General features: G+C 63.9%; 15 protein-coding genes. 7 read left to right on the top strand and 8 right to left on the bottom strand.

Annotated features, from left to right (window positions below; genetic code table 11):
* Positions 1–9: 9 nt before the first annotated feature.
* Positions 10–981 (bottom strand): TRAP transporter substrate-binding protein, encoded by a 972-nt coding sequence (locus HL671_RS27005; RefSeq protein WP_011942648.1) that lies wholly within the window; start codon positions 979–981, stop codon positions 10–12.
* Between the two features lie 767 nt (positions 982–1,748).
* Here HL671_RS27005 and HL671_RS27000 point away from each other — a divergent pair.
* The 7 genes from HL671_RS27000 to ptsN all read left to right on the top strand — a co-directional run bounded on the left by HL671_RS27000 (position 1,749) and on the right by ptsN (position 8,389).
* Positions 1,749–2,363, top strand: a complete 615-nt coding sequence (locus HL671_RS27000; RefSeq protein WP_011942647.1) for a ribonuclease D — start codon at positions 1,749–1,751, stop codon at positions 2,361–2,363.
* Positions 2,364–2,525: 162 nt separating this feature from the next.
* The gene (gene lptC / locus HL671_RS26995) at positions 2,526–3,227 is read left to right on the top strand and encodes an LPS export ABC transporter periplasmic protein LptC (protein ID WP_172240361.1); all 702 of its coding nucleotides are present in this window, start codon (positions 2,526–2,528) and stop codon (positions 3,225–3,227) included.
* 4 nt (positions 3,228–3,231) lie between these two features.
* Positions 3,232–3,909: an LptA/OstA family protein gene (locus tag HL671_RS26990; RefSeq protein WP_172240357.1), complete on the top strand. Its 678-nt coding sequence runs from the start codon at positions 3,232–3,234 to the stop codon at positions 3,907–3,909.
* Positions 3,910–4,067: 158 nt separating this feature from the next.
* The gene (gene lptB, locus HL671_RS26985) at positions 4,068–5,078 is read left to right on the top strand and encodes an LPS export ABC transporter ATP-binding protein (protein ID WP_011942644.1); all 1,011 of its coding nucleotides are present in this window, start codon (positions 4,068–4,070) and stop codon (positions 5,076–5,078) included.
* 211 nt (positions 5,079–5,289) lie between these two features.
* Positions 5,290–6,927, top strand: coding sequence for an RNA polymerase factor sigma-54 (gene rpoN, locus HL671_RS26980; RefSeq protein ID WP_011942643.1), 1,638 nt, complete (start codon positions 5,290–5,292; stop codon positions 6,925–6,927).
* Positions 6,928–6,999: 72 nt separating this feature from the next.
* The gene (hpf, locus tag HL671_RS26975) at positions 7,000–7,602 is read left to right on the top strand and encodes a ribosome hibernation-promoting factor, HPF/YfiA family (RefSeq protein WP_008962741.1); all 603 of its coding nucleotides are present in this window, start codon (positions 7,000–7,002) and stop codon (positions 7,600–7,602) included.
* A gap of 325 nt (positions 7,603–7,927) precedes the next feature.
* Positions 7,928–8,389, top strand: coding sequence for a PTS IIA-like nitrogen regulatory protein PtsN (ptsN, locus tag HL671_RS26970; RefSeq protein WP_011942642.1), 462 nt, complete (start codon positions 7,928–7,930; stop codon positions 8,387–8,389).
* Here the strand turns inward: ptsN and HL671_RS26965 are convergent.
* The 7 genes from HL671_RS26965 to ugpA form a co-directional block, all read right to left on the bottom strand.
* Positions 8,341–9,348 carry a sulfotransferase domain-containing protein gene (locus HL671_RS26965; protein ID WP_172240354.1) on the bottom strand — a complete coding sequence of 336 codons (1,008 nt, stop codon included), beginning with the start codon at positions 9,346–9,348 and terminating at the stop codon, positions 8,341–8,343. The genes ptsN and HL671_RS26965 overlap by 49 nt on opposite strands.
* Before the next feature lie 176 nt (positions 9,349–9,524).
* Entirely contained in the window at positions 9,525–10,031 is a 507-nt protein-coding gene (locus HL671_RS26960) for a GNAT family N-acetyltransferase (RefSeq protein ID WP_172240351.1), read from the bottom strand.
* A gap of 124 nt (positions 10,032–10,155) precedes the next feature.
* Positions 10,156–10,419, bottom strand: coding sequence for a BQ00720 family protein (locus tag HL671_RS26955; protein WP_011942639.1), 264 nt, complete (start codon positions 10,417–10,419; stop codon positions 10,156–10,158).
* Positions 10,420–10,477: 58 nt separating this feature from the next.
* Complete coding sequence (locus HL671_RS26950) at positions 10,478–10,903, bottom strand: Hsp20 family protein (protein WP_011942638.1); 426 nt, start codon at positions 10,901–10,903, stop codon at positions 10,478–10,480.
* Between the two features lie 133 nt (positions 10,904–11,036).
* Positions 11,037–12,116: a sn-glycerol-3-phosphate import ATP-binding protein UgpC gene (locus HL671_RS26945; RefSeq protein ID WP_011942637.1), complete on the bottom strand. Its 1,080-nt coding sequence runs from the start codon at positions 12,114–12,116 to the stop codon at positions 11,037–11,039.
* 137 nt (positions 12,117–12,253) lie between these two features.
* On the bottom strand, positions 12,254–13,102 hold the full coding sequence (gene ugpE / locus HL671_RS26940; protein WP_011942636.1) for a sn-glycerol-3-phosphate ABC transporter permease UgpE: 849 nt from the start codon (positions 13,100–13,102) through the stop codon (positions 12,254–12,256).
* A complete protein-coding gene (ugpA, locus tag HL671_RS26935; RefSeq protein ID WP_011942635.1) occupies positions 13,102–13,983 on the bottom strand; it encodes a sn-glycerol-3-phosphate ABC transporter permease UgpA in 882 nt (293 codons plus the stop codon). Before ugpA ends, ugpE begins: the two co-directional genes overlap by 1 nt.
* Between the last annotated feature and the right edge of the window lie 34 nt (positions 13,984–14,017).

The raw sequence follows: 14,017 nt of genomic DNA, 5'->3' as shown, positions 1-14,017 counted from the left end.
TCGTGTCCGTTACTTCGTGTCCTGGATGCGCTTGACGAGGCTCGAGAGCTTCTCGTCGCCCGCGAACTTCTGGTAGACCGGCTTCATCGCGTCGACGAATTCCTGCTTGTTGGCGACCGTCACGACCTGGACCCCGGCGGCCTCGACGGCCTTGCGGGAGGCCTGCTCGCGCTCGTCCCAGAGCTTGCGCATGACCGGCACCGAGTCCTTGGCCGCCTTGCGGACCAGCGCCTGGTCCTCCTTGCTCAGCGTGTCCCAGACCTTCTTGGACATCACGAGGACCTCGGGCGCCAGCGAGTGCTCGGTGATGTTGTAGAACTTGGCGGCCTCGAAATGGCGCGAGGATTCGTAGGACGGCCAGTTGTTCTCGGCGGCGTCGACCAGGCCGGTCTTGAGCGCGGTGTAGACCTCGCCATAGGGCATCGGGGTCGGGTTGGCGCCGAGGCTCTGGATCATGCCGACCCAGAGGTCGGACTGCTGGACGCGGATCTTCAGGCCCTTGAGGTCGGCGAGCGACTTGACCGGCGCCTTGACGGTGTAGATCGAGCGCGCGCCGCTGTCATAATAAGCGAGGCCGACCAGGCCGGCGGGCTCCATCGCGGCCAGGATCTCGTCGCCGATCGGGCCGTCCAGCACGTTGCGCATGTGCTGCGTGTCGCGGAACACGAAGGGCAGGCACAGCGCAACGGTCTCCGGGACGAAGTTGTTCAGCGGCGAGGAGTTGATGCGCATCATGTCGAGCGCGCCGATCTTGAGCTGCTCGATCGTGTCCTTCTCGGAGCCGAGGGCGCCGTTCGGAAACACCTTGACGCCGAGCTTGCCGCCGCTCGCAGCAGCCAGCTGCTTGCCCATGAACTTCACGGCTTCGACGGTCGGATAATCGGCGGGGTGCACGTCGGCGGAGCGGAAATCGCGCGCGGTCGCCAGCGGCGCCGAAACCGCCAGCACGGCGGCTGCGATGATACCTGTAAGTGCCTTCATCTGGGCTTCCTCCTGGGTTGATTATGTCGTTGTTGGGCAGATGCTGCGGGCCGCCTTGGGCCGCTTCGCTTCACATGCGAAGTCAAGCACCAATGAAGTCAAGCACCAATATGGTCCCTAGGGCGAGTGGCAATCTCTGTCCAAGCCAAATGCGGCATCGATCAATGCAAGACTTGCATCGATCGGCGGGGTGGGGCGCGAGGCAACAAACGAGCCGGCTTGGCCGGCGCATTTGCGCCAGCAAGCTTGTCGGCAACGCGGACTGCGTGCGCAGCGCGAGGCTCTCATTTCACAAGAGGCTCTCTCTTCACAATTCCTGGCCTACTGTCACAAGCTTCTCTCCGGACGGTGCCGTTTGAAGCAATCATGAGTTGTGGCGGGCATCAAGGCGCGGTTGGTGTCGCCGTGACTTGGGTCGGGGGCAGGGTGCGCGGTGCTGGTTGTCGGGCTCACCGCATGGCTGACCCATGGGCCCCCCTGCGCTCGCACAAGTCCTTCCGGCCTACATGGCTGCCAAGGCATGCTGCCTGTCGGACAGGATCCCGAGCGGCCCGCCGGCCGGGCTCTCCCCCCGGTACGCTGCCAGCCCGAGCCCGGCCCTTGCATCCGGGCGGCGAGGCTGGCATTCCCTCGCTGGATCCCCGCATTCGCTTTGCGCGTTTGCCGGATGGTTACCAGCGCCGGGCTACGCCGGTTCCCGAGCGCGTCTTGCGGCGTCGGGCCTGTCCGACCCGTCCGATACCGACCCGACCGAGGTTTTGACACCCATGACCGTACGCCTGCACCGCGGCGACCTGCCTGATCTGTCCCGCTACACCTCGTCGGTTGCGATCGACACCGAAACCATGGGGCTCAATCCGCACCGCGACCGGCTCTGCGTGGTGCAGTTGTCGCCCGGCGACGGTTCGGCCGATGTGGTGCAGATCCCGAAGGGGCACACCGACGCGCCGAACCTCAAGGCGCTGCTCGCCAATCCCGCCATCACAAAAATCTTCCACTTCGCGCGGTTCGACGTCGCGACGCTGTTCCATACGTTCGGCGTCATGCCGCAGCCGGTCTACTGCACCAAGATCGCCTCGCGGCTGGCGCGCACCTATACCGACCGTCACGGCCTGAAGGATCTCGTGCGCGAGCTGCTCAATGTCGATCTCTCCAAGCAGCAGCAGTCGAGCGATTGGGGCGCCGACAATCTGAGCGAACCGCAGCTCGCTTATGCCGCGTCGGACGTGCTGCATCTGCACGCTTTGCGCGAGAAGCTGGATGTCATGTTGGCCCGCGAGGGCCGGCTGGGGCTGGCGCAGGCCTGTTTCGCGTTCCTGCCGCATCGGGCAACGCTCGATCTGGGCGGATTCGAGGCCGAGGACATCTTCGCGCATTCGTGACGGCCACCCGGGTCCCGAGCCGTTCATGACCATTAATCTCTCTTAATGATCCCGAGCCTCTGCTGCGTCGCGATTTCGCGCCAGTTCCGGGCTGCAATGCACCCGGTGCCCATGGTAGGATGATCGCTGTTTCGCGCGCGTCCCGTGTGTTTCGGAGTCCCGGTGAACTCGGTCCACAACCCCGCTTACGATCCCAGCCTTCAGGCGCGCTTCGCGGTGGCGGCGCGCCACAGCCGCTTCGTGCGGGTGTTGCGCGTGGCGGTGCCGGCGGCCGTGGGTCTGGCGATGGCGGTCGTCATCGGCGTTGCGCTGTTCAATCCGTTCCACATGGAGATCAACACCAAGAACCTCACCGGCAATCTCGTCATCTCCGGCCGCAAGATCACGATGGAGACGCCGCATCTCACCGGCTTCACGCCGGACCAGCGGCCCTATGATCTCGTCGCCAAGAGTGCCGTGCAGGACCTCACCGATCCCGATCATGTCGAGCTCAACATCCTCCGCGCCAAGGTGCTGATGGAGGATCAGTCGACCGTGACGCTGAACGCAAAGACCGGCGTGTTCGATACCAAACAGCAGCAGCTCGATCTGAAAAAGGACATCCTGCTGACGACATCGAGCGGCTACGAGGCGCGTTTGAGCCGCGCGTTCGTCGACATGGCCAAGGGCACGGTGAGCTCGGACGAACGCGTCGACGTCAAGCTCACCAACGGCACCTTGTCGGCTGACCGGCTGCGCATCACCGACAATGGCGAGGTGGTGCGTTTCGAAGGCAATGTCGTGATGAACCTCGACAACATCAACGCCGCTCCGGCCGCGACCGCGAGCAGCGATCCTGGCCGTCCGGCCCGTAACGCAAAGTGACCGCATGACGACGTGTCGTTTCATTTCCGCCGCGATCCGCGGTGCCGGCCTCGTTGCGCTGGCGATGGTCGCGTGCGCCGGGGCGGTGCAGGCGCAGACGGCGGCCACCGGGGTGCCGAACGCCCTGCAGGGATTCTCGCAAAACCGTGATCAGCCGATCCAGATCGAGGCGGCCTCGCTGGAAATGCGCGACAAGAAGAAAGAGGCGACGTTCTCCGGCAATGTGAAGGTCGTGCAGGGCGACACCACTATGACCTCCAAATCGCTGGTCGTGTTCTATGATGGCGGCGCCCAGGGCGGTGCGAAGCCGGCCAAGACCATGCAGGCGGCGGCGCCGGGGCCGGACGGGAGCTCGTCGATTCGGCGGCTGGAGGCGCGCGGCGGCGTGACCGTGACCCAGAAGGAGCAGGTCGTCACCGGCGAGACCGCGGTGTTCGACACCAAGACCAACCAGATCACGATGCAAGGCAACGTTGTGCTGACCCAGTGTAAGAACGTGCTGCGCGGTGATCGGCTGATGGTCGATATGACGACCGGCGTGTCGCGGGTGGAATCCGACAGCGGCCGGGTCCAGGCGCTGCTGCCGCAGGCCTCCTCGGGTTCGGGCGGTTGCGGATCATCCGGCGGCGCTGCCCCCAGCGGCGGCGCGCCACTGTCGCTGGGCAGCACCAAAACGAAGTGACCTCAAATAGTTACCGAAAGATTGCCGGCTGCAGTTGAACCTAGCTGCGGCTGCCTCTATCTAACGCTGGGCTTTGCTCGTCCTGACAGGCTGGTGCGGCCGGACCAGTGCTGCGGTCGATGATGAGCGGCGCGTCGAAGGGCGTAAGCGAAGCAGGGATGGTGGATCTAATCGGCATGTTTCGTCGGCGTCCCGCCAAGCGCAGCCCGCAGGGCTCGGCGCGTCGGCGCGACGACATCACCGCGATGAACGATCCCTTTGGCAATTCCTACGGCGATGATCCGCTCGCGGCGCTGGCCGATTCCGTGCGCGACGAAGCGACGCCGCGGATCAATCCGCGCTCGCCGCAGAACACCGAGCAGATCCAGCGCAAGCGACCGGCCTCGCAGCCGATGCCGGCCAAGCCGCGCAGCAATGGCAGCGGCGGCCCGCAGCTGTTGCGCCGTCCCGGATTCCTTGCCGTGCATTCGATCGAGAAGAGCTTCGGCAGCCGTCAGGTCGTGCGCGGCGTGTCGATCTACGTCCGGCGCGGCGAGGCGGTCGGCCTGCTCGGGCCGAACGGCGCCGGCAAGACCACAGTGTTCTACATGATCACCGGCCTGATCAAGGCCGATCGCGGCGCCATCGAGCTCGACGGCCATGACGTCACGCGGCTGCCGATGTATCAGCGCGCGCGGCTCGGCATCGGCTATCTGCCACAGGAGGCCTCGATCTTCCGCGGCCTCACCGTCGAGCAGAACATCCGTGCCGTGCTCGAAGTGGTCGAGCCGTCACGCAAGAAGCGCGAGCGCGAGCTCGATGCGCTGCTCGAGGAGTTCACCATCACGCGGCTGCGCAAATCGCCGTCGATCGCGCTGTCCGGCGGCGAGCGTCGCCGCGTCGAGATCGCGCGCGCGCTGGCGACGCGTCCGAACTACATGCTGCTCGACGAGCCGTTCGCCGGCATCGATCCGATTGCGGTCGGCGATATTCAGCAGCTGGTGCGCCATCTCACCAATCGCGGCATCGGCGTCCTGATCACCGACCATAATGTCCGCGAGACGCTCGGCCTCACCGACCGCGCCTATATCGTCTATGCTGGACAGATTCTCACCGAGGGCAGCCCCGAGGAGATCGTCGCCGATCCCGACGTGCGCAGGCTCTATCTCGGCGAGGAATTCCGGCTGTAGGATTACGGACGCGATGTTCGTCGGTATTGTCGCGGGTGTGACAGGCGCGGGAAACGCTGTGATTAACGCTGTTTCCTGAAGGCTCCCCGGCGACCGGTAATCTCATCTTCTGGCCGCGCATACTCCGTTTTTCTTATTCGTCAAGACGTGTACATCGCGCGCAGATTAGGATAAGCAAGAATTGGACCAGTAAGGGAATGTTCTTGCTCCCATGGCGTTGACGCAGAGATTAGAATTCCGCCAGTCGCAGTCGCTGGTGATGACGCCGCAGCTGATGCAGGCGATCAAGCTGCTACAGCTGTCCAATCTCGACCTCTCCACGTTCGTTGAAGAGGAGCTTGAGCGCAATCCGCTGCTGGAGCGTGCCAATGACGGTCCGGAAGCGCCGGTCGCCGGTGAGCAGCAGATGTCCGAGCGCTCCGAGTTCTCGGATGCCGGCGAGGCCGGTGGTGAGGATTTCGGCGATGGCGGCGGCGCCGCCGGTGAGAGCTTCGACGGCGCCCCGGAAGACTGGATGAGCCGCGATCTCGGCACCCGTACGGAGATCGAACAAACCCTCGACACCGGGCTCGACAACGTCTTCTCCGAGGAGCCGGCGGAGACGGCCGCGCGCAACGCCCAGGACGCTGCGCCCACCACCTACACCGAATGGGGCGGCGGCGCCTCCGGCGACGAGGACTACAATCTCGAAGCCTTTGTCGCGGCCGAGACCACTTTGTCGGATCATCTCGCCGAACAGGCCGCGGTGGCCTTCACCGCGCCCGCCGATCGCATGATCGGTCAATATCTCATCGATCTCGTCGACGAGGCCGGCTATCTGCCGGCCGATCTCGGCCAGGCTGCCGATCGGCTCGGCGCCGAACAGGCCGATGTCGATGCCGTGCTGGGCGTGCTGCAGACGTTCGATCCGCCCGGCATCTGCGCGCGCAATTTGAGCGAGTGCCTGGCGATCCAGCTGCGCGAGCTCGACCGCTATGACCCGGCGATGCAGGCTCTCGTCGAGCATCTTGATATCCTCGCCAAGCGCGACTTTGCCAGCCTGCGCAAATTGTGCGGCGTCGATGACGAGGATCTCGTCGATATGATCGGCGAGATCCGCAGGCTCGATCCCAAGCCGGGCCTGAAGTTCGGCACGACCCGCACCCAGACCATGGTGCCCGATGTCTATGTGCGTCCCGGTCCGGACGGCGGCTGGCTGGTCGAGCTCAACAGCGACACGCTGCCGCGCGTCCTGGTGAATCAGGTCTATTACTCCGAGCTGTCGAAGACGATCCGCAAGGACGGCGACAAGTCCTACTTCACCGATTGCCTGCAGAACGCAACCTGGCTGGTGCGCGCGCTCGACCAGCGCGCACGCACCATCCTGAAAGTGGCGACCGAGATCGTGCGCCAGCAGGACGGCTTCTTCACCCATGGTGTCGCGCATCTGCGGCCCTTGAACCTCAAGGCCGTTGCGGATGCGATCCAGATGCACGAATCGACGGTGTCACGCGTCACCGCCAATAAATACATGGCGACCAATCGCGGCACTTTCGAGCTGAAATATTTCTTCACCGCCTCAATCGCATCGGCCGATGGCGGCGAGGCGCATTCGGCGGAAGCGGTGCGCCACCACATCAAGCAACTGATCGATGCGGAAGATCCCTCCGCAATCCTTTCCGACGATACGATCGTCGAGAAGCTGCGCGCGGCCGGCATCGATATTGCGCGCCGCACGGTCGCAAAATACCGGGAGGCGATGCGGATCCCATCCTCGGTGCAACGCCGCCGCGACAAGCAGAGCATGCTGGCGCACGCGCTGTCGGGACCAGCCGGCGCCGACCGCACCCGGGATACCGCGTCAGTTTGACCACTGCGCAAGATTGCGCCTTAACCAAATAGGCTTAGTGTCATATTCGGTTCACATGAATCGAGGCGACACATGACCCTGCGGATTTCCGGAAAGAGCATCAGCGTCAGCGAAGCGCTGCGCGGCCGCGTGAGCGAGCGCACCGACGAGGTGCTCCGCAAGTATTTCGATGGCAACTATTCCGGCCACGTCACGCTCTCCAAGGACGGCTTCGGCTTCAAGACCGATTGCGCGCTGCACCTTGATTCGGGGATCACCCTCGAGGCCGAATCGAACGCGCCGGACGCCTATGCCAGCGCTGATCAGGCGCTCTTGATGATCGAGAAGCGGCTCCGCCGCTATAAGAGCCGGCTCAAGGACCGGTCGGCGCGCAAATCGCATGCGGCCAATGCCGCGCTGGCCGGTCTCGACGGCGCCGTGCTGGATGCGCCGAGCTATGTGATCGAGGCGCCGGCGGAGGGCGACGAGGAGATCACGGGCTACAATCCGGTCATCATCGCCGAGAACACCACCGCGTTGAAGCGGCTGTCGGTGTCCGAAGCGGTTCTGGAGCTGGATCTGTCCGGCGCACCCTGCATGGTGTTCCAGCATGGCTCCAGCGGCCGGGTCAACATCATCTACCGCCGCGCCGACGGCAATATCGGCTGGGTCGATCCGCCGGCCGTGAAGCCGTAATTTGACGGGACAGGCCGGGCGGCGCTGCAACCGCAAAATCGGTTGTTGATCAAACGTTTGCCGAAGAGGTCGCGACGTCACGCCACGGTGATGAAGAGGTGCGATGAGCGGTTTGGGGCGTTCGCGCCTTCAGGCCGCCATGCTCCGGCGATCTTAAGGATAGGCTGCCGGAACATGCTTGCGGGAGTTGGCACCGCCGTTGCGTTGGGGTAGAAGCGCCTCGCATCGGACACGGGGTTAACCCCGCCTGCCGCCTCAGCTTCTTGACGCCGGTCTGTCCCGACCTATTTCGCACACTGACGGTTCAATCACCTCGGAACGCCCTATGCCGATTACCGATCTGGTCGCACCCGAGGCGATCCTGCCGGCTTTGAAGGTCATCAGTAAGAAGCAGGCGCTGCAGGAGCTGGCGGCTCGGGCCGCCGCATTGACCGGGCAGAACGAGCGTGCCGTGTTCGAAGTCCTGCTGCAGCGCGAGAAGCTCGGCACCACGGCCGTCGGCTACGGCGTGGCAATCCCCCACGGCAAGCTGCCGAAGCTGGACAAGCTGTTCGGGCTGTTTGCCCGGCTGGAACGGCCGATCGATTTCGAAGCCATGGACGGCCAGCCGGTCGACCTCGTGTTCCTGCTGCTCGCGCCGGAAGGCGCGGGGGCCGATCATCTGAAGGCGCTGGCCCGCATCGCCCGACTGCTCCGCGACCAGGACGTCGCCAAGAAGCTCCGCGCCTCACGGGATGCTCAGGCGCTGTATTCGGTGCTGGCACTGCCGCCGGCCTCCGCAGCCTGACGTCGTATCACCCCGCCCTGTAACGATCGGGAAAGCCTGCTGGCGAGCCTCCGCGCGGCGCCAAACCCGTTCGTCCGCGCGGGTATGGGCAGCGGCGTCGGCTCGTAGCCGAATTCGACGACAAGCTCCTGGAATGCCTCGCTTCGGAGCAGGTCGAAATGCTGCGGCAGCATCCGCTCCTTGTAGATGCCGATCTTCCGGCCGCGTCCTGACGACGTCAGACCGCGGCCAAGCACATCGAGCTCCGCGGCTGTCCTGCGTGGCAGTCCAAGATAGTCGCAGATGCGATGCAGGACAGGAAACGATGACCGTGCTGCATCGTCGGCCGCGAGTTCTGAATAGAGCTCTTCGAAGCGCACGGTCAGGCAGGCCGGCGAGTCCAGCCAGCTCATGAAGTTCTTGATGCCCGATCGGGGCAAAGAGAGAAGGGTCGATGTGATGCGGGAGGCGTCATCGGGGTGAGCGACCGATCCGGCCGCCCGCAGATAGGCGTTCCACTTCCGCATCTTCGGGTACGACGCCGAGTGGTAGACGAAGTCGACCCAGCTCACGACGATGTCGCGGGGGTCGCGGACGATGAACAGCATCTTGTGTTCCGGTCTGCCCAGAAGATATTGCTCGAGATACGGACAGTACTCGGTGTGCGAGGCGCAGAAGTAACCGGAGCGCAGGGCCGACGCCCAGAGCGGGGCCGGAAGCGCGCGCCCGTAGTCCAAAGAACCGTCGGGATTGAGCTTGCTGATCGATGACGTGTAGGTGTGATAGCCGAGGTCGACATGACCGCCCAGCGCTCGGACAAGTTCAACCAGCAGGTAGGTCCCCGCTTTCGGCACGCTGTTGCAGATGACGTAGTAAGGGCTCGGCCCCGGCTGAGGACTGTCCAGAAATACGTGCCGGTTGGGTATGGTCCCGCGTGCAAGCTCGCGAAAGACGCCTGCATCAAGCCGTGATCCATGCATTTGCCATCCCTACACATGCTCGTCACACATCGGACTACCGCGTGCTGCAACGGGGACAACTTAAGGATTGGACATATTTGTCCGGATTGTTTCTGGTTGTGAAATCAACCGCTCCGGACATCGACGGAAATGAATTTCTCGAAAATCCTTTCCGCAGCGGCTTCGTCTGTCGCTGGCTATCGCAATGATCTCGCCATGTAGCGCACCGTCTTCGTGCCGCCATGGATGCGCGCTGTCGCCAACGGCTGAAAGCCAAGTGCGGCGTGGAACGCGTCCGATTGCGGATTGGGCGGGTCGAGGTTGACCTCACACACGACGCGGTCGTGCCCGGCTTCCGTCGCCGTCCGAATCAGCTCGTCATAGAGCCGGCGCGCCAGACCGCGGCCGCGGGCGGACGGCGCGACCACGATGCGATCGACATAGACGAAGCGATCATAGCCGGCGCGAAACCATCGATAGTTCGGACTGTCATAGACAGCGTCCTGGTCCAGCGCGATCAGCAGCGCATCCGCCGCGCCGATCCGCCAGGCGCGCCACGCCTGCTCGACCAGATGCAGCAGCGCTTCGGGCGCGAGCCACGACAGTTCAGACGCGTGGGCATTGTTCAGAGCGAGCAGGGCGGCCGCGAGCTTGTCGTCGACCCGCAACTCCGTCGCGCTCAACGCGGTGATCGACGAGCTCATGCGTGGCGACCGTCCTGACGATAAAAAAGGGCCGTCCCCTGGTCAGGGGACCGCCCTCATATCAGTGCATCAGCCGCATGGGTCTCACAAGATGCCGTCGCCGGCGGCGAGGACTGCGCCCCGCTTAGTGCACGCTCACGGCCTGAAGCTCATGGCTCCACGCATTGGCGATCGCGGCTTCGCGGCTGTCGGTGAGCATGATCGGCGTGCCATCGGCGGCATGCAAGGCGAACAGCTTCAGTCCCGGCGCAATACGCGGCGCTTGCGGAAACAGGCCCGGCACGTCTTCGGAGCGGATCTGCTTCACATAGGCGATGTGACCTTCACCCAAGGTGGCCAGCGCCTCCGGGGAGACGCGGGAATCAGACGCAACATTCACTTCGTTCATGGTCTCGACTCCTTCTGAGACTCAAGCGGTCGAGTCCGCTACTCGTTCCATCACACCATTATTCGTGTTCATTGATAGCGATTGTCTTAACGATCCGCTCAGGTTCTGGCCTGGCCAGATCGACCGACAACAGCCCGTTCTTCAGATCCGCCCCGAGCACATGCATTCCCTCCGCCAGCACGAAGGTGCGCTGGAAGTGGCGCGCGGCGATGCCGCGATGAATGTATTGCCGGGACTTGTCGTCCTGCTGGCGGCCACGGATGACGAGCTGGTTTTCCTCAATGGTGACATCGAGTTGGTCACGGGTGAAACCCGCCACCGCCAGCGTGATCCGAAGACGCTCGGGCTGGCCATTGGTGCGCTCGAACCGCTCTATGTTGTAGGGCGGATAGCCGTCGGCACCTTTGACCACGCGGTCGAGCACGCGCTCGATCTCGTCGAAGCCCAGCAGGAACGGACTGGAGAGCGAAGGAACACGAGACATGGTTTACAAAGTCCTCTCGAAGCGACTTTGACGTTTCAGGGCCCTGACGGCACCCCTTGAGCAGCAATATGGTCATGATGCCAGGCGCGTTCAAGCACCTCCAAAGTCGCAAACGGCCTGTCTGTGGAAGGGGTTAAATCGGCAGCCGTTGCCGGCCGTCAACCGAGAACAGATGCAGCTTGCCGCGCGGCGCGACGGCCCGGATCCGGGCGCCGATGTCCGGCGCCGCGGTGCCCGGTAGCCGCACGATGACGTCGTTGGCGGCCGCAATGAGGCTGTCCTGGCTGTCGGAACCCTGCCGGGCGCCGTAAACATAGGTCTCCGCCCCGACATGCTCGATCGCGTCGACCCTGAGGTCGAGGCCGATCCCGCCGGCCGGAACCGTATCGGCAAGCTCGAAATCCTCCGGCCGAATGCCGAGCTGGCCGGCCTCGGCCGGAACCGCGTCGGCGCCGTGCAGCTGCGCGCGCACGCCCTCGATCGGCATCAGGTTCATCGGCGGTGCGCCGATGAAGGACGCCACGAACGTGGTCGCCGGCCGCTGATAGATTTCCAGCGGATTGCCGATCTGCTCGACCTTGCCGCCATTCATCACCACCAGGATGTCGGCCAGTGTCATGGCCTCGAGCTGGTCATGCGTGACGTAGATCGCCGTGGTGTTGAGACGGCGCTGCAGCTTGCGGATTTCGACCCGCATCGCGATGCGCAGCTTGGCGTCGAGATTGGAGAGTGGCTCGTCGAACAGGAACACCTTCGGCTTGCGCACGATCGCGCGGCCCATCGCCACCCGCTGGCGCTGGCCGCCGGACAGCTGGCGCGGCTTGCGCTCAAGCATGGTGCCGAGCTCGAGGATGCGCGCGGCGTCCTCGACGCGCGTCTTGATCTCGGCTTCGGGCACGCGGCGGTTGCGCAGGCCATAGGCCATGTTGTTGTAGACGCTCATATGCGGATACAGCGCGTAGTTCTGGAACACCATCGCGATGTCGCGATCGGCCGGCTCGATCGCGTTGACGATGCGGCCGCCGATATCGATCTCTCCCGAGGTGATCGTCTCGAGCCCCGCGACCATCCGCAGCAGCGTGGATTTGCCGCAGCCCGACGGACCGACCAGCACGCAGAACTGCCCGTCGCCGACCTCGATATCGATGCCTTTGATGGCCTCGAACCCGCCGGGATAGACCTTGCGGACGTTGCGGAGCGTGACGTTAGCCATGGGCGGGTACCGGTGATGCGTGACGAGCGAGCGATTGCTGGCGAAGAGCGAAGAGGGAGTGGCGAATAGGGGAAGGCGAATGGATCTTCATGCGCGGACGCCCCTATCTGCTAATCGCCATTCGCTATTCGCCCCGCTCACTTTTCCGTCTCCACCAGGCCTTTGACAAACAGGCGCTGCATGAAGATCACGACAGCGACCGGCGGCAGCATCGCCAGCACGGCGGTGGCCATTGCGAGCTGCCATTCGGCAAGCTCGTCGGTGGTGGTCAGCATCTTCTTGATGCCGATCACGATGGTCTGCATCGAATCCTTGGTGGTGATGAGCAGCGGCCAGAGATACTGATTCCAGCCATAGATGAACTGAATGACGAACAGAGCCGCCACGGTGGTCATCGACAGCGGCAGCAGCGTGTCCCAGAAGAACCGCAGCGGGCCGGCGCCGTCGATCCGGGAGGCCTCGAGCAGCTCATCCGGGACCGTCATGAAGAACTGGCGGAACAGCAGCGTGCCGGTCGCGGAAGCGATCAGGGGCAGGATCAGCCCGGCATAGGTGTCGAGCATGCGCAGATCGGCGACGACCTTGTAGGTCGGGTAGATGCGGACCTCGACGGGCAGCATCAGGGTGATGAAGATGATCCAGAACGCCGTCTTGCGGAATGGAAACCGGAAATAGACGATCGCAAAGGCCGACAGGATCGAGATGATGATCTTGCCGACCGCGATGCCGATGGCGGTGATGAAGGAATTGACGAGCAGCACGCCGACCGGCTGGTTCATGAAGCGGGAGCCGCCGACGAACACGGCGCGGTAGTAGTTTTCCAGCATGCGTCCGCCCGGCACCAGCGGCAGATTGCCACTGACTACGGTCGCTGCGTCATAGGTCGAGGCGACGAAGGCGACGTAGACGGGAAACGCGAAGATCACGACGCCGAGCGAGAGCACCAGATACGCGACGAGATCTCGGAGCGGGCGATGCTCGACCATCAGTATTGCACCTTGCGCTCGACGTAGCGGAACTGGATCGCCGTCAACGCGATCACGATCACCATCAGGACGACCGATTGCGCAGCCGAGCCGCCGAGATCGCCGCCGAGCCTGCCATCGGCAAACACCTTGTAGACCATCGTCGTGGTGGTGCCGGCGGGACCGCCCGACGTCACGGCATCGATGATGCCGAAGGTCTCGAAGAACACATAGACGATGTTGACGACGAGCAGAAAGAAGGTGGTCGGCGACAGCAGCGGGAAGATGATGGTCCAGAACCGCCGCAGCGGACCGGCGCCGTCGATCGCGCCGGCCTCGATCACGCTTTTCGGGATCGCCTGCAGGCCGGCGAGGAAGAACAGGAAATTGTAGGCGACCTGCTTCCAGACCGCGGCCATGACCACCAGCACCATGGCATGGGTGCCGTTGAGCATCGGATTCCAGTCGAAGCCCATGACGCGCAGCGGGCGCGCCAACGTGCCCAGGGTCGGATGGAAGATGAAGAACCACAACACGCCGGCAATCGCCGGCGCCACCGCATAGGGCCAGATCATCAGCGTCTTATAGGCCGAGGCGCCCTTGAGGTTCTTGTCGGCCTGCGTGGCGAACAGCAGCGCGACGCCGAGCGAGAGCACCGTCACCAGCGACGAGAACACGACGGTGGTGCCGATAGCGGTGTAATATTCCGGCTGAGCGAACAGGGCCTGATAGTTTTCGAGCCCGACAAATTCGGAATTGAGGCCGAATGCGTCCTCGCGCAGGAAGGACTGCCAGATCGCCTGGCTGGCCGGCCAATAGAAGAAGATCAGCGTGATCGCGAGCTGCGGCGCCAGCAGCACATAGGGCAAGAGCTTGCCGTTGAAGACGACCGACTTTTCCATGCAGTGCGCCGCGAGAGGGAGAGGCGAGACGTCC

Source organism: Bradyrhizobium denitrificans (assembly GCF_013179005.1).
GTDB classification, from domain to species: domain Bacteria; phylum Pseudomonadota; class Alphaproteobacteria; order Rhizobiales; family Xanthobacteraceae; genus Bradyrhizobium; species Bradyrhizobium denitrificans.
Note: the sequence above shows the minus strand (reverse complement) of the source record. Positions and strands in the feature narration are given on the sequence as shown.

Excerpts from the sequence above, each read along its gene's own strand:
- HL671_RS27000 (WP_011942647.1), top strand. The coding sequence starts at position 1,749 with ATGACCGTACGCCTGCACCGCGGCGACCTGCCTGATCTGTCCCGCTAC.
- ptsN (WP_011942642.1), top strand. The coding sequence starts at position 7,928 with ATGCCGATTACCGATCTGGTCGCACCCGAGGCGATCCTGCCGGCTTTG.
- HL671_RS26960 (WP_172240351.1), bottom strand. The coding sequence starts at position 10,031 with ATGAGCTCGTCGATCACCGCGTTGAGCGCGACGGAGTTGCGGGTCGAC.
- HL671_RS27005 (WP_011942648.1), bottom strand. The coding sequence starts at position 981 with ATGAAGGCACTTACAGGTATCATCGCAGCCGCCGTGCTGGCGGTTTCG.
- HL671_RS26945 (WP_011942637.1), bottom strand. The coding sequence starts at position 12,116 with ATGGCTAACGTCACGCTCCGCAACGTCCGCAAGGTCTATCCCGGCGGG.
- HL671_RS26990 (WP_172240357.1), top strand. The coding sequence starts at position 3,232 with ATGACGACGTGTCGTTTCATTTCCGCCGCGATCCGCGGTGCCGGCCTC.
- rpoN (WP_011942643.1), top strand. The coding sequence starts at position 5,290 with ATGGCGTTGACGCAGAGATTAGAATTCCGCCAGTCGCAGTCGCTGGTG.
- HL671_RS26950 (WP_011942638.1), bottom strand. The coding sequence starts at position 10,903 with ATGTCTCGTGTTCCTTCGCTCTCCAGTCCGTTCCTGCTGGGCTTCGAC.
- ugpA (WP_011942635.1), bottom strand. The coding sequence starts at position 13,983 with ATGGAAAAGTCGGTCGTCTTCAACGGCAAGCTCTTGCCCTATGTGCTG.
- ugpE (WP_011942636.1), bottom strand. The coding sequence starts at position 13,102 with ATGGTCGAGCATCGCCCGCTCCGAGATCTCGTCGCGTATCTGGTGCTC.
- lptB (WP_011942644.1), top strand. The coding sequence starts at position 4,068 with ATGGTGGATCTAATCGGCATGTTTCGTCGGCGTCCCGCCAAGCGCAGC.
- hpf (WP_008962741.1), top strand. The coding sequence starts at position 7,000 with ATGACCCTGCGGATTTCCGGAAAGAGCATCAGCGTCAGCGAAGCGCTG.
- HL671_RS26965 (WP_172240354.1), bottom strand. The coding sequence starts at position 9,348 with ATGCATGGATCACGGCTTGATGCAGGCGTCTTTCGCGAGCTTGCACGC.
- HL671_RS26955 (WP_011942639.1), bottom strand. The coding sequence starts at position 10,419 with ATGAACGAAGTGAATGTTGCGTCTGATTCCCGCGTCTCCCCGGAGGCG.